This window comes from uncultured Adlercreutzia sp. (assembly GCF_958431955.1).
GTDB lineage: Bacteria > Actinomycetota > Coriobacteriia > Coriobacteriales > Eggerthellaceae > Adlercreutzia.
In genome coordinates this window covers 1-18,900 of record NZ_CAUASN010000026.1, presented here as the reverse complement: position 1 = coordinate 18,900, position 18,900 = coordinate 1, and the positions used below count along the sequence as shown (strand labels likewise).

Genomic DNA, 18,900 nt, shown 5'->3' with positions numbered 1-18,900 from the left:
GCAGCGCGGCTCCATCGCGCTAGGGTAAGGCCAGCGCTTCGCAAGACGACGAGGCGCAGCGGTCTATTCAATAGGAGGGAAACTATGACCACCATTTCTCGTCGAGACCTGTTCAAGTTCGGCGGTGTGGCAGCCGCCGGCGTGGCGGGTGCCAGCATGCTGGGCGCCTGCTCGCCCCAGCAGCCCACTGCCGCCACCGGCGGCGCGGTCGAGAGCGCTGCGGCAGCCGATGGAACCCCGGCGTTCTTCGTGAAGCCCGAGCCCATCACCGACATTGCCGAGACGAAAGATTACGACGTCGTCGTCATCGGCGCCGGCGCCGCCGGCGTCCCCGCCGCCATCTCCGCCTTCGAGGCGGGGGCGAAGGTGGCCCTGCTGCAGAAGGAGGCCACGGCGGTCTCCCAGGGCAACACGTGCGACTCCATCATCGTCGAGGAGACGGCCCCCGGCGGCGTGGAGGCCGTGGTCTCGCTCATCAACGCCGATTGCTGCCACCTGTCCGATCGCGAGCAGGTGCGCCTGTGGGCCTACAACTCCGGCGAGGCCCTGAAGTGGCTGTGGGGCATCGGCGAGAAAGCCGGCGCGCAGATGGTGGACTCCACCGCCAAGTGGACCGGCGCCATCCAGAACGTCAACGGCTACGACGTGTCCTACTTCGCCTTCGACTTCGGACCGAAGCCCTACAACACCGGCAACGGCATGCGCGACATTGCCGACTGGGCCGAGCAGCAGGGCGTCGAGATCTTCTACTCCACCCCGGCCGCCCAGCTCGTGCAAGATGAGTCCGGCGCCGTCACCGGCGTCATCGCCGAGGGTGCCGACGGCTACATCCAGTTCAACGCCGCCAAGGGCGTCATCGTGGCCACGGGCGACTACGAGAACGACGACGAGATGATGGCCTACTACGAGCCCGCCATGGCCAACATCTACCGCAAGGAGCAGAACAAGACCGGCGACGGCCAGAAGATGATGGTCTGGGCCGGCGCGCAGATGGAGGACGCCTGCGGCTCCAAGGTGCAGCACGACTTCGATGCCGGCCCGGGCTCCATGGCCGACATGCCCTTCCTCGCCGTGAAGAACGACGGCACGCGCTTCTGCAACGAGGCGGCCTGCGAGATGGCCGTCATGGGCAACTTCCTGCGCAGCGAGGCCGATCAGGGCTGGTACTCCCAGATCTTCGACAGCAACTACATGGCCGACACCGAGGGCTGGCCGGGCGTGGCCCTGCCGCCGGAGGCCATGGCCAGCTACATGCCCGAGGTCGAGGGCGAGAAGACCGGCGTCTACGAGAGCCTCATCAACACCTTCTCCGCCGATACCCTGGAAGAGCTCGGCGAGAAGCTGGGGCTGACCGACGTGCCGACCTTCGTCGCGACCGTCGAGCGCTACAACGAGTTGGCCGAGAGCGGCATCGACGAGGACATGGGCAAGCCCGCCCAGTTCCTGAAGGCCATCAAGCAGCCGCCGTTCTACGGCATCCATCGCCACATCGGCCTTTCCACTATCATCCATGGCGTGAACGTAAACGCCGACATGCAGGTGCTCAATGGCGAGGGCGAGCCCATCGAGGGCCTGTACGCCATCGGCAACTGCGCCGGCAACTTCTTCGGAAGCCCCGACTACCCCATGACGGTGCCCGGCCTGTCCCTCGGCCGCTGCCACACCCAGGGCTACGTCGTCGGCCGCGCCGTGGCGGGCAAGTAACCTCTCCCCGCACCCTCCCCTGACAGGGCCGCCCCTCCTCCCGGGCGGCCCTGTCCCGTTCTCCGCCCCCTCCCGACCGCGCCGGGGGCTGGGCGACTCTTTCCGCAGATGGCGAATAATTTGACGGCTGTGCAACAAGGACCGTAGTAGAATAGGGCCAATGCCCGTTTCGTCGTAAAGGAACTTCCCATGGCCCCAGAGCCGGCCGATACCGCCTCCGCCCTCGCCGCACTGGGCATCGAGGGCGTGCTCTCCCACATGCCCGGCGGCTTCTTCGTCTACCGCGCCGATGCCGACGAGGACCTCATCTACGCCAACGAGGCCTGCTGCCGCATCTTCGGCTGCGAGGACCTCGCCGCCTTCAAGCGGCTCACCGGCTTTACCTTCCCCGGCATGGTGCACCCCGACGACATCGAGCGGGTGGAGGACTCCATCGCCAGCCAGATCGCAGCCGACCAGTTCGACATGGACTACGTGGAGTACCGCATCGTGCGCGCCGACGGGGCCGTGCGCTGGATCGAGGACTACGGCCACTACGTGGAAACCGAGGCCGGGCCCTTCTTCTACGTGTTCATCAACGACGGCACCGAGAAGCACGAGCGCCACCAGGAGGAGCTGGCCTCCGTGAGCGCCGAGCTGGCCGAGGCCCACGTGCGCGAGGCGGAGCACCGCAGCATGCTGCGCGGGGCGCTCTCCCAGGCCGAAGCCGCCAACGTGGCGAAGAACGCCTTCCTCTCGAACATGAGCCACGACATCCGCACGCCGCTGAACGCCGTGGTGGGCTACGCCGAGCTCATCCGCGCGCACCTGGACGAGACCGACCGCGTGCGCGCCTACACCGAGCGCGTGCTCGATGCCTCGCATCAGCTGCTCGACGTGGTAAACGAGACGCTGGAGATCAGCCGCATGGAGGCGGGCCACGTGCAGCTGGTAATGGCCGAGTGCTCGCTTTCCGCCGCCGTCGAGCAGGTGCGCCGCGACTTCGCCGAGGCCGCCGAGCGCCACGGCATCGCCCTTGAGGCCGACGTGTCCGGCATTGTGCACGACCACGTGGAAACCGACGTGGTGCGCCTGACGCACCTGCTGTCCCAGCTGGTCGACAACGCCGTGAAGTACTCGCCGGCCGATACCACCGTGCGCGTTACCGCCAGCGAGGAGCCTGGGGGCGCCGGCGGCTTCTCCACCTTCCGCATTACCGTGGCCGACGAGGGCATCGGCATGGACGCGGCCTTCACCGACCGCATGTGCCTGCCCTTCGAGCGCGAGAGCAACACGACGGCCTCCGGCGTACAGGGCACCGGCCTCGGGCTGACCATCGTGCGGAATATCCTCGACCTCATGCAGGGCGACCTTGCCGTGGAAAGCGCGCCGGGCGAAGGCTCGGTGTTCACCGTCACGCTCACCTTGCGCGTGGCCCGCACCGACGGCGCAGACGAGGCCTTCGGCCGCAGCGCGCGCACCGGCGAGGTACGGCGCATCCTGCTCGTGGAGGACAACGAGCTGAACAGTGAGATCGCCTGCTGTCTTCTGGAAGACGCCGGCTACACCGTGGAGGTGGCGGAAAACGGGCAGGTGGCCGTCGACCGGCTGAGCGAGGCCGACCCGTCGGCTTTCGATTTGGTGCTCATGGACATCCAGATGCCCGTGATGGACGGCTACGCGGCCGCCCGGGCCATCCGCGCGCTGCCCGACCCGCTGCGCTCCACGGTGCCCATCATCGCGGTGAGCGCGAACGCCTTCTCGGAGGATCGGAAGCGCTCCCTGGAAAGCGGCATGGACGCGCATTTGGCCAAGCCCCTCGACATCCACCGGCTCGAGCGCCTCATCGCCACCGTCATCGGCTAGCAGATGGTGCCGCCGCCCACCACCGCGTCACCGTCGTAGATGACCACGGCCTGCCCGGGTGCGGCGGCCCGCTGGGGCTCGTCGAACACCACACGCAGCTCGTCGTCGCCTGTCTGCTCCACCGTGGCCGCCACGGGGCGCTGGCGGTAGTGGGTCTTCACGGTCACCGCGCGCGGCGCTTCGATGCGCTCCACGGCGATGAGGTTCACATCGCGGGCCGCCACTTCCCCCACCTGCACCTCGGCGGCGGTACCCACCACGAGCCGGTTGGCCTTTGCGTCCTTCGCGAACACGTAGAGCGGCTCGGGCGCCGCCACGCCGATGCCCTTGCGCTGGCCCACCGTGTAGTGGACGAGCCCGGCATGCTCGCCGAGCACCTTCCCCGCGCAATCGACGATCTCCCCCGGCTCAAAGGCTGCCGCACGCCCGCAGCGCCGCTCGACGAAGGCAGCGTAGTCGCCGTCGGGCACGAAGCAGATGTCCTGGCTCTCGGGCTTCTCAGCCGTCGCGAAACCGCGGGCGCGGGCGAGCTCGCGCACCTCGGGCTTGGTCAGATCGCCCAGGGGGAAGAGCATGTGGGCGAGCGCGTCCTGGGTGAGATGGTACAGCACGTAGCTCTGGTCCTTCGCCGCATCCCGCGCCCGCAGAAGCTGCCAGCGGCCGGCCCGCCCATCCCAGGCGCGGCGCGCGTAGTGGCCCGTGGCCACGAAGCCAAGCCCCAGCTCGCGGCGGCGACGCTGCAGGGCGTCGAACTTCAGGAAGCGGTTGCAGTCGATGCAGGGGTTGGGAGTGGTGCCGCCGAGGTAGGCGGCGCAGAACCGGTCGATGACCGCCTCGCCGAACAGATCGCCGAAGTTGAAGGTGTAATGCGGTACGCCGAGGCGCCGGCATACAGCCCGGGCGTCTTCCACGTCGTCGGCCGAGCAGCACGACGAGTCGCAATCCGGCTCCACCACATCGGCGCCGAACAGCTTCATGGTGGCGCCCGTGACCGCGTAGCCGGCCTCGCTCAGAAGCAGGGCCGCTACCGACGAGTCAACCCCGCCGCTCATGGCCATCATCACCGTCGGCGGCGCGTCCCCGCCGGCATCGCCCAAAGCGCCCCCGGGAAGGGGCGCCCCACTCTGCGCCTTTGCGGGCGCCTTTTCCATCCGTTCGTCCATGGCGCCATCATAGCACGGGGCCTATCGGCTATGCTGGCACCCATGCAGGGGTACGGAAGATGTCCACGGTGCGCCGGGGCCCTTCCGTTGAGAGGGCGATGCCGCCCAACCCTTCGAACCTGTCAGCTAACACTGTCGTAGGGAGCATGCCCACCAGCACAAGGCGCTCCGCATACGGGCGCCTTTTTTGCTTCCGGAAAGGATCGGTCCCATGACCCGGATCACCGAAGCCGAACGTCGCGGCCTCATGGCCGCCGCCGTGCGCGAGGTGCGCACGGCAAACCCGCTCGCGCCCTCCATCACCAACACCGTCACCCAGAACTTCGTCGCCAACGCGCAGCTGGCCTCGGGCGGCTCGGCCGCCATGGTGTACCTGCCCGACGAGGGCGAATGCGTGGCGGGGGCGGGAGGCGCCACCTACATCAACCTGGGCACGCTTCTGCCCGTGTACGAGGAGACCGTCCCGCGCACGGCCCGGGCCTGCGCCGAAGCGGGCAAGCCCTGGGTGCTCGACCCGGTGGGCGTCGGCATCGGCAGCCTGCGCACCGAGCTGATCCGCGCCGTGAAGGCATGGGCGCCGGCCATCGTGCGCGGCAACGCCTCGGAGATCATCGCCGTGGCCGAGCTGTGGGGTCTCGATACGACCGGCGCCGACGGACGCGGCCCGCGCGGCGTGGATGCCACCGACTCGGTGGAGGCCGCCCGCGCCGCCGCCGTGGCGCTCGCCCGCTTCACCGGCGGCGCCGTGGCCGTATCGGGCCCGGTCGACCTCGTGACCGACGGCGATGTCGTCGTGCGCGCCGAGGGCGGAAGCCCCCTCATGTGCTCCGTTACCGGCTCGGGCTGCTCGCTCGGCGGCGTGGCGGCCGTCTACGCCTGCGTGGCCGACCCCTTCACCGCCGCCCTTACCGCCACAGCCGCCTACAACCTCGCCGGCGCCCAGGCGGCCGAGCGCAGCGACGGCCCGGGCAGCTTCCAGGTTGCCTTCCTCGACGCGCTCGCCGCGCTCACTCCCGAGTGTGTCGCCGACGCGCCCCTCGCCTTCGAGGAAGCCTAAAGACCGCGCCGCATCGCCCCAACCCGAAAGGACTTCCATGAACACCCTCGTTGCAGTTGCCATCGCGCCCTTCGGAGCGGGCGACGAGCTGGCCCCCTACGTGGCCGAGGCCGTCCGCGTCATCCGCGATTCGGGGCTGCCGCACCGCACCACCTCCATGTTCACCGAGATCGAAGGCCCCTGGGACGAGGTGATGGCTGTCGTGCGCGATGCCACCATGGTACTCGCCGAGCAGGGCATCCGCACCGAGGTCGTCCTGAAGGCCGACATCCGCCCGGGGCACACCGGCACGCTCACGCGCAAGGTGGAGGCCGTGGAGGAGCTGCTGGCCGACTAGCCGCAGTGCCGCCAGGCCGGCGCGGCACTTCACAAGTTCGCGCCAACTGCGTGGAGGGCCTTGCGCTTTATCCTCGGCCCGCTATGATGCTTCCCAAAACGGAACGTAAAGCGAAAGGCCCCCTATGCTGCGAAAGATTATCCAGATCGACGAGGAGAAGTGCATCGGCTGCCGCCTGTGCGTCGACGCGTGCCACGAGGGTGCCATCGGCATGGTCGACGGCAAGGCGCGCCTTTTGCGCGACGACTACTGCGACGGCCTCGGCGACTGCCTGCCGGCCTGCCCCACCGAGGCCATCACCTTCGTGGAGCGCGAGGCCGCGCCCTACGACGAGGCCGCCGTAGAGGCGCATCTCGCCGCCCGCGCGTCCGCCGAGACGTCGGCCGAGGACATCCTCGATGCCGCCGTCGCCCGCACGCCCCGCGGCGGATGCCCCGGCAGCGCAGCCCGCACGCTCGCGCCCACCGGCTGCCCCGGCAGCGCGGCCCGCACCCTGGCCGCGGCCGACGCAGCCGCGCCCGCCCCGGCCGCCGATACCCTGCCGAGCCGACTCGCCCAGTGGCCGGCCCAGATCAAGCTCGTGCCCGTGAACGCCCCCTACTACCAGGGACGCGGCCTACTCATCGCCGCCGACTGCACGGCCTTCGCCTGCGCCAGTTTCCACGAGCGCTTCATGAACGGCAACGTCACCATCATCGGCTGCCCCAAGCTCGACGAAGGCAGCTACACCGACAAGCTCGCCGCCATCATCGCCGGTAACGACATCACCGCCATTACGGTAGCCCGCATGGAAGTGCCCTGCTGCGGAGGCCTCGAGCGCGCGGCGGCCGAAGCCCACGCCCGAGCGGGCAAGGACACCCCCTTCTCCGTGGTCACCTTCTCCGTCACCGGCGACGTCATCGGCTGAGCACCTCCCGTACCGCCGCCGCAATGGCAGCCACCGCATCCGGCGCCCGCTCCTCCGCGAGCGACGCGAAGCTCATGACGAAGGCCGGCACCGAGGCCGCGCCCTCCATGCGATAGCCGGACAGCGGCGCCAGACGCACGCCCCGAACCGCCGCCGCTTCGGCCACAGCCCGCTCGCACGCCGCCGCATCCGTGGCGGACACGCCCCTCACCTCCATGAGAAAGTGAAGGCCCGCCCCCACGTTGCGCAGCTGCAGGCAATCGGCGGCCTTTGATGCGCCCAGCGCTTCCACTAAAGCGTTCTGCACGCGGCGAAAGTGGGCGCGCTGTCGGTTCACGTGGCGCTCATAGTCACCCGATTCCATGAAGCGCGCCAAGGTCAGCTGCTCAAGCGCGCCCACCGCGCACGTATAGAAGCCGAGCTGGTCGCGGAATCGTGCGGCCAGCTCCCACGGCAGCACCACGTATCCGATACGAAAGGCCGCTCCGAGCGTCTTGGTAAACGTGTTCGCGTAAATCACGCGCCCCTCCCGGTCGAGGGCCTGCATCGGGGGAACGGGACGGCCGGTCATGCGGAACTCGCAGTCGAAGTCATCCTCAATAAGGTACCGGCCCCCTCCCCCATTCCGCCCGTCGCTCCGCGCTCGCCCGTCGCCCCACGCCCGCTCACCGCCCCGCGTCCACGCCAGCAGTTCCCCGCGGCGCCCCACCGGCGTGGTGGTTCCCAGCGGAAACTGATGGGACGGCATGCAGTGCAGCACATCCACCCCCGTCGCCGCCAGGGCCGCAGGCAGAGGTCCCGCCTCATCGACGGGCACCGCCGCAACCTGCACGTCGTTCGAGCGGTAGATGCGCGCAAGCCGCGGATACCCCGGATCCTCGACGCCGTAGACCCGGTTCCGGCCCAGCAGCTGAACGAGCAGGCCGTAGAGCGACTGCGCGCCCGAGCCGACGACGATCTGGTCGGGATGGGCCTCCATGCCCCGAAAGCCACGTAGATGGTCGGCGATGGCCCGCCGCAGCCGCGGCGACCCCTGGGAAGCCGCCGCCTCCAGCACGGTGCGCTCGCTCTCGTCCGCCAGCACGCGGCGCAGCGTGCGCGCCCAAGCCTGATAGGGAAACAACCCCTCGGGAGCCCGCGCGCCCGTGAAATCGGCAAAGCACTCCGCCCCATTTGCGCTCTTTTGCAGGCAAAAACCATCGGCTTGGGCCCCTCCTGCGGCGCTCGTTGCACCAAAAACGGCATTCCGTGCCACAGGAGCCGTCATTTCCTGCACAAAGAACCCGCTGCGCGGTCGGGCGGCCACATAGCCCTCGGACAGAAGCTGATCGTAGGCCCCTTCCACGGTGACCACGCTCACCCCCAGGTGAGCCGCGAGCGCCCGCTTGGAAGGCAGGCGCGCACCGGCGGCGAGCGCCCCCGACTCGATGTCTGCGCGCAAGCCATGGTAGAGCTGCTCGTACAGGCTCGTCTTCGCCGCTCGGTCCAGCACATAGGTGCGCATGTGGAACTCCTCGGATACCCCTGCCGCTCCCCCGCGCCCGCATGCGCACACGCGATTGCGGCCGAGAGAGAGCATCTGACCTTATCATTTCCTCATGAATTGAATATATCACTCAGGCCAGCTTTCGCTTACCCTGCCGATCATATTCATTTCCGAACGGAAGGAGGCCCCCATGGCCGACCATGCCCCCGAGCCGAGCGCCGCCGAGCGCACCGCCCTCAACCGCCAGCTGGCCCAGATGCTGAAAGGCGGCGTCATCATGGACGTCACCACCCCCGAGCAGGCCCATATCGCCGAGGCCGCCGGAGCTGCCGCCGTCATGGCCCTCGAGCGCATCCCCGCCGACATCCGCGCCGCCGGGGGCGTGTCCCGCATGAGCGATCCGGCCATGATCAAGGGCATCCAGGCCGCCGTGTCCATCCCCGTCATGGCGAAATGCCGCATCGGGCACTTCGCCGAGGCCCAAATCCTCCAGGCCATCGCCATCGACTACATCGACGAGTCGGAAGTGCTCTCGCCGGCCGACGACACCTACCACATCGACAAGACCGCCTTCGCGGTGCCCTTTGTCTGCGGCGCCCGCGACTTGGGCGAGGCGCTGCGCCGCATCGCCGAGGGCGCCACGATGATCCGCACCAAGGGCGAGCCGGGCACGGGCGATGTGGTGCAGGCCGTGCGCCACATGCGCCGCATGAACGCCGAAATCCGCCGCATCCAGAGCCTGCGCGACGACGAGCTGTTCGAAGCCGCGAAGGAGCTGCGCGTGCCGCTCGACCTTCTGCGCGAGGTGCACGATGCGGGGAAGCTGCCCGTGGTGAACTTCGCCGCCGGCGGCATCGCCACCCCGGCTGACGCGGCCCTCATGATGCAGCTCGGCGCCGAGGGCGTGTTCGTGGGCAGCGGCATCTTCAAGTCGGGCGACCCCGCCCGCCGCGCCGCGGCCATCGTGAAGGCGGTCACCAACTACGAGGATGCCGAGATGCTCGCCGCGCTCTCCGAGGATTTGGGCGAGGCCATGGTGGGCATCAACGAGCAGGAAATCCAGATCATCATGGAAGAGCGCGGGCAGTAGCATGGCCGGCGCGAAACCGACCATCGCCGTTCTCGCGGTTCAGGGCGCCTTCGCGGAGCACGAGCGGCGCCTGCGCACCCTCGGCTGCGAGGTCGTCGAGCTGAGGCAGGCCGCCGATCTGCGGCGCCCCTTCCAGGGACTCGTGCTTCCCGGCGGGGAATCCACCGTGCAGGCCAAGCTCCTGCGCGATCTGGGCATGTTCGACGAGCTGCGCCAACGCATCGCCGAGGGACTCCCCACGCTGGGCACCTGCGCCGGGCTCATCTTGCTGGCCGAGAGCGTCCAGGGCGCCGGCGACCTTGCCGGCCTCGATGAGGAAACCGCCCGGGCGCGCGTGGCCGTGGAGGGCTTTGGCACCCTGCCCGTCACCGTGCGCCGCAACGCCTACGGCCGCCAGCTCGGCAGTTTCCACGCCATGGGCGCGCTCGCGGGCAGCACGCCTGCGAGCAGCCCGGCAGACGCGGGCGATCCGCTTCCGGCCGACCCGCCGGCCGCCGGCGCCACGACCGCCGACCCGGTGCCCCTCACCTTCATCCGGGCGCCGCGCATCGAGGCGGTCGGCGCGGGCGCGATACCGCTCGTCACCTACGAGGGGCACCCGGTGGCCGTGCGGTCGGGAAACCAGATCGGAGCGGCGTTCCACCCGGAGCTGGACGACGACGATCGGCTCTTCCACCTGTTCCTCGACCTGGTGAAGGCGGCCGCTCCCACCGCGTAAAGCGCCTCAGACACCGCCCTCCTCGGGGCCCTCCTCGGCGCCTTCCTCCGGAAAGGCCTCCTCATAGGGCGGATCGTCCTCGCGACGCACGAACTCGTAGAGGAGCTTTCGGGTGGCCGGAAGCTCCTTCTTCTTCAGCTGGTGCTCCCAGAGCACGAGCACCTTCCAGCCCATTTCCTCAAGTGTGGCCAGGTTGCGCTCGTCGCGCTCGCGGTTGCGGGCGAACTTCGCCTCCCAGTAGTCCACGTTCTTCTTGGGAACCGACAGATTGCACACCGGGCACCGGTGCCAGAAACAGCCCATAATGAAGATAGCCCTCCTGCGGCCCACAAAGGCAACATCGGGACGACCTGGGGCTTTCTTCCAATCACAGCGGTATCCGGGAAAGCCCATCTCGCGCAGCATGCGGCGCACCATGATCTCGGGCTTGGTGTCGCGGCGCTTGTTGCCCTGCATCGACTTGCGCGTGGCCGTGCTCACGACGCCGAAATCGTAGCGCCCCGGCTCGGAGGATACTGTTATCTTCGCTTCCATGGGGCCCATTATACCCGCCCCGCCGCGCATGCCCGCGCCGGGGTGGCTCGCAATCGATGAAGGAGGCTCCCGCAAACCCGCTGCGACGTGCTACTATGTCCCCACTATGGTTGAGCGAGAGGAGAACCCATGATTCCGAAGATGCGCCGCTCAAAGCAGCTGCTGCCCGCCGAGGAGTGCATCGCCATCCTGGAGACGGCCTCCTTCGGCGTGCTGGGAACGAGCGGCACCGACGGCGTGCCCTACGCCGTGCCCCTAAGCTTTGCGTACCTGCGCCCCGCGGAAGAGGGCGAGCCGTCCGGCGGCTTTATCTACGCCCACTGCGCCATGGTCGGCCACAAGCTGGACGCCCTGGCCGAGAATTCGCGCGTGTGCCTGACCGTGGTGGACCAAAGCGAGCCGGTGCCCGAGAAACTCACCGACCGCTTCCGCTCCGTCATGGCCTTCGGCACGGCCCGGCTGGTGGAGGACGAGGACGAGAAGTGCCTCGGCCTCGTGGCCCTCGGCGAGAAGTACGCTCCCGGTCTCGACAACCTCGTGGACAAGGAGATCGCGAGCACCCTGCACCGCACCTGCGTCATCGCCATCGACGTGGAGCACATCACCGGCAAGGAGGGCCTGGAGCTTCTGCGCGAGCGCGTGCGGTAGCCCTGCGCCGAGAAGGCCCCCGGTCGACGAGGGGCGGGCAGACGCCCAGGCCGGCCGCGCTGTTGCACGGTGCTTACATTCCCGTAAGGCTTGCGTCTTTCCCTCGGTTGACGGGCGCCAGCGGCCGCGTTCCGCGCTATGATGGCCCCATCGAACGGACGGAACGGGAAAGGAGGTCGCCATGGGGAAGATCCCCCGATGCCTCACGCGCCGCGAGTTCGCCGCCCTGGCCGGCGGCGCGGCCGCCGTCGTGCTCGTGGCCGGCACCGACATCGCGGCCCACGGCTCTCCCCACGACGGGGGCGCCTCCCTCCCAGGCCTCATAACCGATGGCGACGAGGCCCTCGCCGCCCCCGAGGCCGCGGACGATCCCGGCGAAGACGCGCCCCCGGCTCCGATGAGCGTCGACGAGCTGCCCTGGAACCTGCGGCTCGTGAACGCCAGCCACCCCCTCCCCGACGGGTTCGAGGCGCCGGAGCGCGCCGAGATCCCGGGTACCGGCGGCCAGACCATCGACGTCCGGGCGCTGGACGACCTTTCCGCCCTCGTCGCCGCAGCCGATGCGGCTGGCGTGCGTCCCGTGGTGTGCTCGGCCTTTCGCACCGCCAGCTACCAGCGGAAGCTCTTCGAGGCCCGCGTGCGCCGCGCCGAGCGAGAGGAGGGCCTGGAGGGCGCCGAGGCCGAAGAGGCGGCCTCCTTCTGGGTGGCGCGCCCCGGTACGAGCGAGCACGAGGCCGCCCTGGCCGTGGACCTGGCCGACGCCGGCTACCAGGAGCTCGACGAGGATCAGGAGAACACCGCCACCCAGAAGTGGCTCATCGAGCACTGCGCCGAATACGGCTTCATCCTGCGCTACCCCACCGACAAGAGCGACGTCACGGGCATCGGCTACGAGCCCTGGCACTACCGCTACGTCGGCAAAGAGGCCGCCGGCGACATCGCCGCCAGCGGCCTCTGCTTCGAAGAATGGCTCGCTGAAACTTACACCATCGCATAAGCAGGCCCCGGATGCGGGGCAGGGGTCCGCGCGGAGTTCCGCAGCGAGCGGAACAGCCCGTGGGCTGTTCCGTCGAGCGAGGACTGTTTGAGCACGGCGCCCCTGCCCTGCATCCGAGGCCGGACGGCCGGCGAGAGATCGCCGGCCGAGGCTTCTACAGCATCCAGGGCTGAACGATGGTGATGGGCAGCGCTGCCGACACGATCATGAGGCGCAGCACGAAGCCGCCGATGAGCACGCCCGCATCCGACAGGGCGCTCACCATCTGGCCGGTGCGCGAGCACTCCAGCTCGTGGCTGGCGATCCACAGCATCCAGCATTCCAGCACCGTGGGCAGCACGAGGCCGATCACGATGAACAGCAGCCAGAAGCAGGCGGCCCAGTTGCCCATGACGAGGGCGGCCACGCTCTCCCAGCCGGCCGGGCTCGGGTTGGCCGAGGTCACGAACAGGAGCGCGGCCACGAGCACCAGCTCCACTACCGGCAGCCAGAAGTGGAACTTCTTCAGCGTCACCACCTCGTTGAACTCGGCCGGGGCGGCAAACGCGCCGGCGAGAAGGACGGCCGCCATGCCGGTGGAGACGGCCGACACGAGGAACAGGATGGGCAGAAGAGCGGTGTTCCACAGCGGGAAGCCCTGGCACACGCCGAGCAGGCAGCCGGTGTAGACGGCCACGCACAGGCCCATGACCATGCCGATGATGTCGAGCCACTCGGGCACGTCCTTCTTCAGAAGGTCGAGCACGAGCACCACGAGGGCCACCACCACGAACACCGCCAAGAACACCACGCCCCAGGTCATGACCGACCCGAAGTTGGTCAGCAGCAGCGCGAAGCGCAGGGGGTGCGCAAAGCCAGCAGCCGCGTCGAACATGAGCAGGCACAATCCGATGATAACCACCGCCGGGGCGATGATGCGGCCGATGCGCATGAGGCGCGTGCAGTCGGGATGGCGGAATCGGATGAACACCGCCGTCACGAAGGCGCCGCCGCCCAAGCCGGCGAGGAAGAGATACCATGCGATGATGGCTCCCCAAATAGGTTCGTAGGTCATCTCAATCACCTCACGTAATAGACTTTGGCGCGGGTCAGGTCACCGGCGATGGGCTTGGCGTGCTTCTCGACGATGGCGCGGGCCACCTCGGAATCGGGATCGTCCAAGTCGCCGAAGATGCGGGCATGGGTCGGGCAGGCGTCCACGCAGGTGCAGGTGGCGCCGCCGTTTTCCGTCTGCACCGCGCAGAAGCGGCACTTGTCCACGGCCCCGGTCTTGGAGTTGCGCACGCGCACCTGGTAGGGGCAGGCGCTCATGCAGTACAAGCAGCCGATGCAGCGGCCCTGGTCCACCGACACGATGCCGTCGGCGCCCACATGGGCCGCGCCCGTCGGGCACACGCTCGCGCAGGGCGCGTCCTCGCAGTGCATGCACTGCAACGGCACCGTCTCAACGCGCACGTTCGGGTAGGTTCCCGTCTCGGCCCGCTCGTAGCGGATGAAGTCCTCGTCGGGCTCCAGGTTGTTCTGCCTCTGGCACGCCGTGCGGCAGGCGTAGCAGCCGACGCACTTGGTCGTGTCGATGAGCATTCCGTAGCGTGTCATCATGCACCAGCCTTTCCGACCGTCACCATGGTCTCCTGCAGAAGCGGTGCGCCATAGCCCGGCTCAAGCCCGAAGGTGGCGAAACGCGCCTGGCGCACGCCCAGCCCGTCGGCCTGAGTTTGCTCGTCATCCTCCACGCCGTAATGGCTCGCCAGGTACACGGCCGCCGGCTCGATGAGCTCGGTCACGTGCACCCGCACCGGGGCGGAGGCGTACTCGTTCTCGATAATCACCTTGTCGCCCTCGACAATGCCGGCCTCGGCGGCCGCCTGGGCGTTCATCCACAGGGAGTCCAGCTCGTACTGCTCGGCGATGGCGGCCAAAGGCGCCGCGTTGGCCGTCTTGGTGGCGGCCTGGACGGCCTGGTTGCCCGTGGTCAGACGGTAGTAGCCGTAGCCGAGGGCATCGGGGGTCACCGTGGGCTCCACCCAGGTGGGGGTGGCGGTGTAGCCGGCCGCCTCGCATGCGGCGCTCGCGCATTCCACCGTACCGGAGGCCGTGGGCCACACGATGGCCTCGGCCGCGAGGGGCTCAAGCGAGGTGGTGCCGACCGCGGAGGCGCCCTCGTAGGTGCAGCCGCACGCCTCGCACATCTCGGCGGCCGCCGCGGCCACGTCGAAGTTGAAGGCATCGGCCACGTCGGCGGCCTGGGCCAGGCCGCTCGCGATCTCCGCCACGGAGCGGGCCTCGGGCACCACCGGCTCGATCACCTGCGAGGACAGGTTGAGCACCGGATGGACGGCGCCGGTCACCGTAGGCAGCTGGTCGCTTTCCGACCACACCTTCTCGGGCAGCACGTAGCGGCAGCAGCGGGCCGTCTCGGTCATCTCGGGCGTGACGGCCACCGACACGGGGCACGTCTCCACGGCCTCCTTCACGTAGGCCGGGTCGGGGTATTCCGCGACCACGTTGGCGTCCACCAGGATCAACCCCGCGATGGCGCCCTCGTGGGCGAGCCGCAGCGCGTAGGCGGGAGAGCCGCCCACGGCCAAAGGATAGCTCTCGGCTGTCACATCGACGGCCTCCACGGCCAAAGGCGCCGTCGAGACGGCATCCCAGGCCGCCACCGGAGCCGCCAGGTAGGCGCCGCCGGGAACGTTCCAGCAGCCGAGGAGCGTGTTGGTCAGGGCCACGGCGCGGGCCAGCTCGCCAGTATTGCCGTAGGAGCCGCCGAACAGCGCCATCCACGACAGGTCGATGCAAGCCGCCGGGGCCGCCTTGGCCAAGTCTCCCGCCAGGCCCTCGATGACATCGGCGCCGATGCCGCACACCGAGGCCGCCCAAGCGGGGGTGTACTCCTCAAGGGCGCTCTTCCACTCGTCGAGGCCGCTCATCGAGCCCGAGGCCTCGGCATCGGCGCCGCGCTCGATGATGCAGCGGGCCAAGGCCAGCACGAGCGCCAGATCGGTGCCGGCGCGCACGGGCAGCCACTCGCTGGCCAAGCTCGCCGCGGCGGGCATGCGGGAGTCCACCATGACGATGCGGGCGCCGGCGGCGCGGGCCGCCTCGAGGGCCGCCACCGTGCCGGGATCGGGGATCTCCACGGTGCTCGCGCCCAGGATGACGACCATCTTCGCCTGGGCGTAATCCACCTCGTAGGATGTGAAGCCGGTGGCCTGGGCCAAGCCGGAGGCCACCGAGGCCGAGGCGGTCGTGGCGTTCACGTAAGCGTTCGGGCTGCCGAGCGCGCTCAAGAGCCGGGTCGTGTACCGGTCGGCCGTGGACGTGCCGTCGGTGATGGCGGCCAGAGCCTCGCCGCCCTTGCCCGCCTTTATCTCGGCGAGCTTCTGACCGATCTCGGCAAGAGCCTCGTCCCACGGGATGGCCTCGAAGCTGCCGCTGTCGGTGCGGCGCAGGGGGTTCTCGATGCGATCGGCGGATGCGGCAGCCGTCGCCATGCCGTAGCCGCGGGCGCACAGGGTGCCCGCCGCGTGGGGGTCGACCGCGTTCCCCACGACTTTGTCGATGGAGCCATCGACGGTGTAGGCGGCATAGCCGCACTGGTTGGGACAGGCGGTGCACTGCGTGTTGACCGCTTCGGCCGCGTAGGCCTTGTCAACCGCAGGGCTGGACGCGCAACCCGTCAGCGCCGCGCCGGATGCCGCCAAGGCGGCTCCCGCAGCGCTGGCGGCCACGAAGGTCCGCCTGGTTATTGGCTGAGTCATTGCTCTATCCTCTCAATCGAAGGCGATAAAACGAAAGCGGAGCGGGTGCGCTCTTACGCTTCCACAATGGTGGTCGTGGAAACCACGCCCTCGTCGATGGCCTTCTGCGCGATGTCCTCCCAATCGATGAACTTGATGGCACCGTTGGGGCACTGCTCGGCGCAGCGGCCGCAGGATATGCACTTGGTGGAGGTACCGGTCTGGCTGTTCACCTGGGGCATGCCCCACGGGCAAGCCGCCGAGCACATGCCGCAGCCGATGCACACCTCCTCGTCCACCACGCGCGCGCCGGTCTCCTCGTCGGCGGAGATGGCATGCACCGGGCAGTACTTCGCGCACTGCGGGTCGGCGCACTGCTTGCAGGACTGCACGGTGAACTGGCAGTTGCCGTAGATGCCGTCGTTGGTGTCCACGCCGGAGCCGAAGTTGTAGTTGTCCCACACGCGAACGCGGGCGATGGACTGCTGGGCGGCGCCGTCGTTCTTCAGAGTGCACATCATCTCGCAGCGCTGGCAGCCGGAGCAGCGAGCGCGATCGGTGACGATCATTTTCGCAGGAGTGGTGCGCAGCTCGATGCGGCCGGAGGCGATGGACTGGGTCGTCACGCCCCACGAGGCGAGCACGCCGCCGACCACGAGGCCGGCAACGCCGCAGCCGGTCATGGCCAGCACGGTGCGTCGGGTGAAGAAGGGCTGCTTCTTATCGGCCGGCATGGCACCGGCGCTCTCGGCAGCAGGGGTGGCCGCAGCGGGAGGCTGCTCGGTGGCCACGGTTTCGTTTTTCTGGGTGTCTGACATTTGAACTCCCCCTTGTAACTAATGCTTGTCTCAGAGAGAACTCAAGATCGCGACGCCACGCAACGAAGGGCATCATAGTCATGAATGAAGGGTCTGTGTACCCTCTTTGAGGGGGATTACCGAATGTTTGACTTCCGCTTGACCGCCCGTCGCCGCGCCGTCACGCTTCCGTTGAAAACTATCCCCTCATTGAGGGGAAGGAAACCTGCCCGCTCATATATATACTGGTCAGCGACGATTACTCCAGATCGCCGACTGATACCACGCAACACGAGTACACGAAGAGATTTGGAGCTTCATCATGGCTGATTCAAAACTGGATCCCGGCAAGTCCTATGGCTGGACCGGCAAGATCCTCCGCGTCAACCTGACCGACGGAACCGTCTCGGTGACCCCGACCGACCCTTATAAAGAGTATCTGGGAGGCATGGGCATCGCCAACAAGATCATGTACGACGAGGTGGCCCCCGGCACCGACCCGCTCTCCCCGGAGAACAAGGTGGTCTTCGCCGTCGGCCCGCTGACGGCCACCGGCGTGCCCCTGGCCGGCCGCACCACCATCGCCTCCCTTTCCACCTACACCAAAGACCATCAGGTCGTCGATGCCCACACCGGCGGCATGATCGGCGCCGCCATCAAGAAGGCCGGCTACGATGCCATCATCATCGAGGGTGCCTCCGACGAACCGGTGTATCTGAAGATCGACGACGACGATGTGGAGATCAAGCCCGCCGACAAGGTGTGGGGCATGGGCACCCGCGCCACCACCGAGGCGCTCTGCCGCAAGGAGGGCACCGACTTCTGCGTGGCCACCATCGGGCCCGCCGGCGAGAACCTGCTGCCCTACGCCTGCATCATCAACTCCCGCAACCACTCCGCCGGCGCCGGCACCGCCTCGGTGCTCGGCTCGAAGAAGCTGAAGGCGCTCGTGGTGCGCGGCACCCAGCCCATCTACGTGGCCGACCCGCAGGCCGTGGCCGACCTGTCCGACTACATGCTGCGCGAGATCGTAGGATCGAACAACAACCATGTCGTTCCCTCCACCCAGCAGGAATGGGCCGAGTACTTCGACAAGGGCAGCCGCTGGACAGCCCAGAAGGGCCTCACCTGGGCCCTGGCCGAGGGCGGCCCCATCGAGACCGGCGAGCCGAAGCCCGGCGAGATCAACACCGTGGGCTACCGCTGCATGAAGTCCTTCAAGGACGAGGGCCCCGAGGCCGAGAAGTACACCATCAAGATGGACGGCTGCCACAGCTGCCCCATCCACTGCTACTCCGACATGCGCGTGCCCGCCTCCGCGGCCAACGGCGGCTACGAGATCACCGGCAACACCTGCGTGCCGAACTTCCCCTTCACCAACTACATGATCGGCATCCTGGGCGACAAGACCCCGGTGAAAGCCGCCAGCGAGGACGCCCTCGTGTGGGACCAGGTGACCGGCTCGGTGATGGACGACCTGGGCCTGTGGTGCAACTACGGCCAGATCTACCGCGACATCGCCCACTGCTACGCCGCCGGCGTGTTCGAGCGGGTGCTGCCGGCCGAGGAGTACGCCGCCTTCGACTGGACGAAGTTCCAGAACAACGACCCCTCCATCATGGCCGAGCTGCTGACCAAGATCGCCCAGAACGACTCCGAGCTCGCCTACGTGGGCTACGGCCCGCTCGTGTGGACCGACCGCTGGGACGACGCCGTGTGGAACGACACCGTGGCCTCCTGCATCATCAACCCGCGCGGCTGGCCGGTGCACCATGCCCATGAGTGCTTCGGCCAGGTGGGCCTGCTCTACAACATGATCTTCAACCGCGACGACATGATCCACTCCGCTGTGAACTTCCAGGGCTGCGGCTTGC

At 68.5% G+C, this 18,900-nt stretch carries 17 protein-coding genes and 1 riboswitch; of the genes, 10 read left to right on the top strand and 7 right to left on the bottom strand.

Annotated elements, in window-relative coordinates; translation table 11 throughout:
- Positions 1-84 precede the first annotated feature (84 nt).
- Entirely contained in the window at positions 85-1,704 is a 1,620-nt protein-coding gene (locus Q5064_RS08340) for an FAD-binding protein (protein ID WP_302963802.1), read from the top strand.
- A gap of 189 nt (positions 1,705-1,893) precedes the next feature.
- Positions 1,894-3,549: a PAS domain-containing hybrid sensor histidine kinase/response regulator gene (locus Q5064_RS08335; RefSeq protein ID WP_302963801.1), complete on the top strand. Its 1,656-nt coding sequence runs from the start codon at positions 1,894-1,896 to the stop codon at positions 3,547-3,549.
- Here the strand turns inward: Q5064_RS08335 and mnmA are convergent.
- Positions 3,546-4,700: a tRNA 2-thiouridine(34) synthase MnmA gene (gene mnmA / locus Q5064_RS08330; protein WP_302963800.1), complete on the bottom strand. Its 1,155-nt coding sequence runs from the start codon at positions 4,698-4,700 to the stop codon at positions 3,546-3,548. The genes Q5064_RS08335 and mnmA overlap by 4 nt on opposite strands.
- Positions 4,701-4,748: 48 nt before the next feature.
- Positions 4,749-4,873, top strand: a riboswitch (TPP riboswitch).
- 50 nt (positions 4,874-4,923) lie between these two features.
- Between mnmA and thiM the strand changes: the two genes are divergently transcribed.
- The 3 genes from thiM (at position 4,924) to Q5064_RS08315 (ending at position 7,013) form a co-directional block, all read left to right on the top strand.
- Entirely contained in the window at positions 4,924-5,769 is an 846-nt protein-coding gene (gene thiM / locus Q5064_RS08325) for a hydroxyethylthiazole kinase (protein ID WP_302963798.1), read from the top strand.
- A gap of 37 nt (positions 5,770-5,806) precedes the next feature.
- Entirely contained in the window at positions 5,807-6,106 is a 300-nt protein-coding gene (locus Q5064_RS08320; protein WP_302963796.1) for an MTH1187 family thiamine-binding protein, read from the top strand.
- A gap of 124 nt (positions 6,107-6,230) precedes the next feature.
- Positions 6,231-7,013 (top strand): ATP-binding protein, encoded by a 783-nt coding sequence (locus Q5064_RS08315; RefSeq protein WP_302963793.1) that lies wholly within the window; start codon positions 6,231-6,233, stop codon positions 7,011-7,013.
- Here the strand turns inward: Q5064_RS08315 and Q5064_RS08310 are convergent.
- Positions 7,003-8,517 carry a PLP-dependent aminotransferase family protein gene (locus tag Q5064_RS08310; RefSeq protein ID WP_302963790.1) on the bottom strand — a complete coding sequence of 505 codons (1,515 nt, stop codon included), beginning with the start codon at positions 8,515-8,517 and terminating at the stop codon, positions 7,003-7,005. The genes Q5064_RS08315 and Q5064_RS08310 overlap by 11 nt on opposite strands.
- 172 nt (positions 8,518-8,689) lie before the next feature.
- Between Q5064_RS08310 and pdxS the strand changes: the two genes are divergently transcribed.
- The gene (gene pdxS / locus Q5064_RS08305) at positions 8,690-9,589 is read left to right on the top strand and encodes a pyridoxal 5'-phosphate synthase lyase subunit PdxS (protein WP_302963788.1); all 900 of its coding nucleotides are present in this window, start codon (positions 8,690-8,692) and stop codon (positions 9,587-9,589) included.
- Position 9,590: 1 nt separating this feature from the next.
- Positions 9,591-10,307, top strand: coding sequence for a pyridoxal 5'-phosphate synthase glutaminase subunit PdxT (gene pdxT, locus Q5064_RS08300; RefSeq protein WP_302963786.1), 717 nt, complete (start codon positions 9,591-9,593; stop codon positions 10,305-10,307).
- A gap of 6 nt (positions 10,308-10,313) precedes the next feature.
- Here the strand turns inward: pdxT and Q5064_RS08295 are convergent, their stop codons facing one another.
- The gene (locus tag Q5064_RS08295) at positions 10,314-10,841 is read right to left on the bottom strand and encodes a very short patch repair endonuclease (RefSeq protein WP_302963784.1); all 528 of its coding nucleotides are present in this window, start codon (positions 10,839-10,841) and stop codon (positions 10,314-10,316) included.
- A gap of 129 nt (positions 10,842-10,970) precedes the next feature.
- On the opposite strand from Q5064_RS08295, the gene Q5064_RS08290 reads away from it, so the two are divergent.
- Positions 10,971-11,489, top strand: a complete 519-nt coding sequence (locus Q5064_RS08290; protein ID WP_302963781.1) for a pyridoxamine 5'-phosphate oxidase family protein — start codon at positions 10,971-10,973, stop codon at positions 11,487-11,489.
- A gap of 181 nt (positions 11,490-11,670) precedes the next feature.
- Positions 11,671-12,486, top strand: a complete 816-nt coding sequence (locus tag Q5064_RS08285) for a M15 family metallopeptidase (RefSeq protein ID WP_368389102.1) — start codon at positions 11,671-11,673, stop codon at positions 12,484-12,486.
- Between the two features lie 154 nt (positions 12,487-12,640).
- Here the strand turns inward: Q5064_RS08285 and nrfD are convergent, their stop codons facing one another.
- Genes nrfD through Q5064_RS08265 form a run of 4 tightly spaced genes read right to left on the bottom strand, consistent with a single transcriptional unit; the run spans position 12,641 to position 17,047 of the window.
- Complete coding sequence (gene nrfD / locus Q5064_RS08280; protein ID WP_302963779.1) at positions 12,641-13,540, bottom strand: NrfD/PsrC family molybdoenzyme membrane anchor subunit; 900 nt, start codon at positions 13,538-13,540, stop codon at positions 12,641-12,643.
- A gap of 5 nt (positions 13,541-13,545) precedes the next feature.
- Positions 13,546-14,085 carry a 4Fe-4S dicluster domain-containing protein gene (locus Q5064_RS08275; protein ID WP_302963836.1) on the bottom strand — a complete coding sequence of 180 codons (540 nt, stop codon included), beginning with the start codon at positions 14,083-14,085 and terminating at the stop codon, positions 13,546-13,548.
- A complete protein-coding gene (locus tag Q5064_RS08270) occupies positions 14,085-16,250 on the bottom strand; it encodes a molybdopterin-dependent oxidoreductase (RefSeq protein ID WP_302963777.1) in 2,166 nt (721 codons plus the stop codon). Before Q5064_RS08270 ends, Q5064_RS08275 begins: the two co-directional genes overlap by 1 nt.
- Positions 16,251-16,303: 53 nt before the next feature.
- The gene (locus Q5064_RS08265; RefSeq protein ID WP_302963776.1) at positions 16,304-17,047 is read right to left on the bottom strand and encodes a ferredoxin-like protein; all 744 of its coding nucleotides are present in this window, start codon (positions 17,045-17,047) and stop codon (positions 16,304-16,306) included.
- A gap of 301 nt (positions 17,048-17,348) precedes the next feature.
- On the opposite strand from Q5064_RS08265, the gene Q5064_RS08260 reads away from it, so the two are divergent.
- On the top strand, positions 17,349-18,900 hold a 1,552-nt coding region (locus Q5064_RS08260), incomplete at its 3' end, for an aldehyde ferredoxin oxidoreductase N-terminal domain-containing protein (protein WP_302963775.1).

What these genes read in the sequence shown, in the direction of transcription:
- Q5064_RS08340 (WP_302963802.1), top strand. Translation starts at nt 85, where the DNA reads ATGACCACCATTTCTCGTCGAGACCTGTTCAAGTTCGGCGGTGTGGCA.
- Q5064_RS08335 (WP_302963801.1), top strand. Translation starts at nt 1,894, where the DNA reads ATGGCCCCAGAGCCGGCCGATACCGCCTCCGCCCTCGCCGCACTGGGC.
- mnmA (WP_302963800.1), bottom strand. Translation starts at nt 4,700, where the DNA reads ATGGAAAAGGCGCCCGCAAAGGCGCAGAGTGGGGCGCCCCTTCCCGGG.
- thiM (WP_302963798.1), top strand. Translation starts at nt 4,924, where the DNA reads ATGACCCGGATCACCGAAGCCGAACGTCGCGGCCTCATGGCCGCCGCC.
- Q5064_RS08320 (WP_302963796.1), top strand. Translation starts at nt 5,807, where the DNA reads ATGAACACCCTCGTTGCAGTTGCCATCGCGCCCTTCGGAGCGGGCGAC.
- Q5064_RS08315 (WP_302963793.1), top strand. Translation starts at nt 6,231, where the DNA reads ATGCTGCGAAAGATTATCCAGATCGACGAGGAGAAGTGCATCGGCTGC.
- Q5064_RS08310 (WP_302963790.1), bottom strand. Translation starts at nt 8,517, where the DNA reads ATGCGCACCTATGTGCTGGACCGAGCGGCGAAGACGAGCCTGTACGAG.
- pdxS (WP_302963788.1), top strand. Translation starts at nt 8,690, where the DNA reads ATGGCCGACCATGCCCCCGAGCCGAGCGCCGCCGAGCGCACCGCCCTC.
- pdxT (WP_302963786.1), top strand. Translation starts at nt 9,591, where the DNA reads ATGGCCGGCGCGAAACCGACCATCGCCGTTCTCGCGGTTCAGGGCGCC.
- Q5064_RS08295 (WP_302963784.1), bottom strand. Translation starts at nt 10,841, where the DNA reads ATGGAAGCGAAGATAACAGTATCCTCCGAGCCGGGGCGCTACGATTTC.
- Q5064_RS08290 (WP_302963781.1), top strand. Translation starts at nt 10,971, where the DNA reads ATGATTCCGAAGATGCGCCGCTCAAAGCAGCTGCTGCCCGCCGAGGAG.
- Q5064_RS08285 (WP_368389102.1), top strand. Translation starts at nt 11,671, where the DNA reads ATGGGGAAGATCCCCCGATGCCTCACGCGCCGCGAGTTCGCCGCCCTG.
- nrfD (WP_302963779.1), bottom strand. Translation starts at nt 13,540, where the DNA reads ATGACCTACGAACCTATTTGGGGAGCCATCATCGCATGGTATCTCTTC.
- Q5064_RS08275 (WP_302963836.1), bottom strand. Translation starts at nt 14,085, where the DNA reads ATGACACGCTACGGAATGCTCATCGACACGACCAAGTGCGTCGGCTGC.
- Q5064_RS08270 (WP_302963777.1), bottom strand. Translation starts at nt 16,250, where the DNA reads ATGACTCAGCCAATAACCAGGCGGACCTTCGTGGCCGCCAGCGCTGCG.
- Q5064_RS08265 (WP_302963776.1), bottom strand. Translation starts at nt 17,047, where the DNA reads ATGTCAGACACCCAGAAAAACGAAACCGTGGCCACCGAGCAGCCTCCC.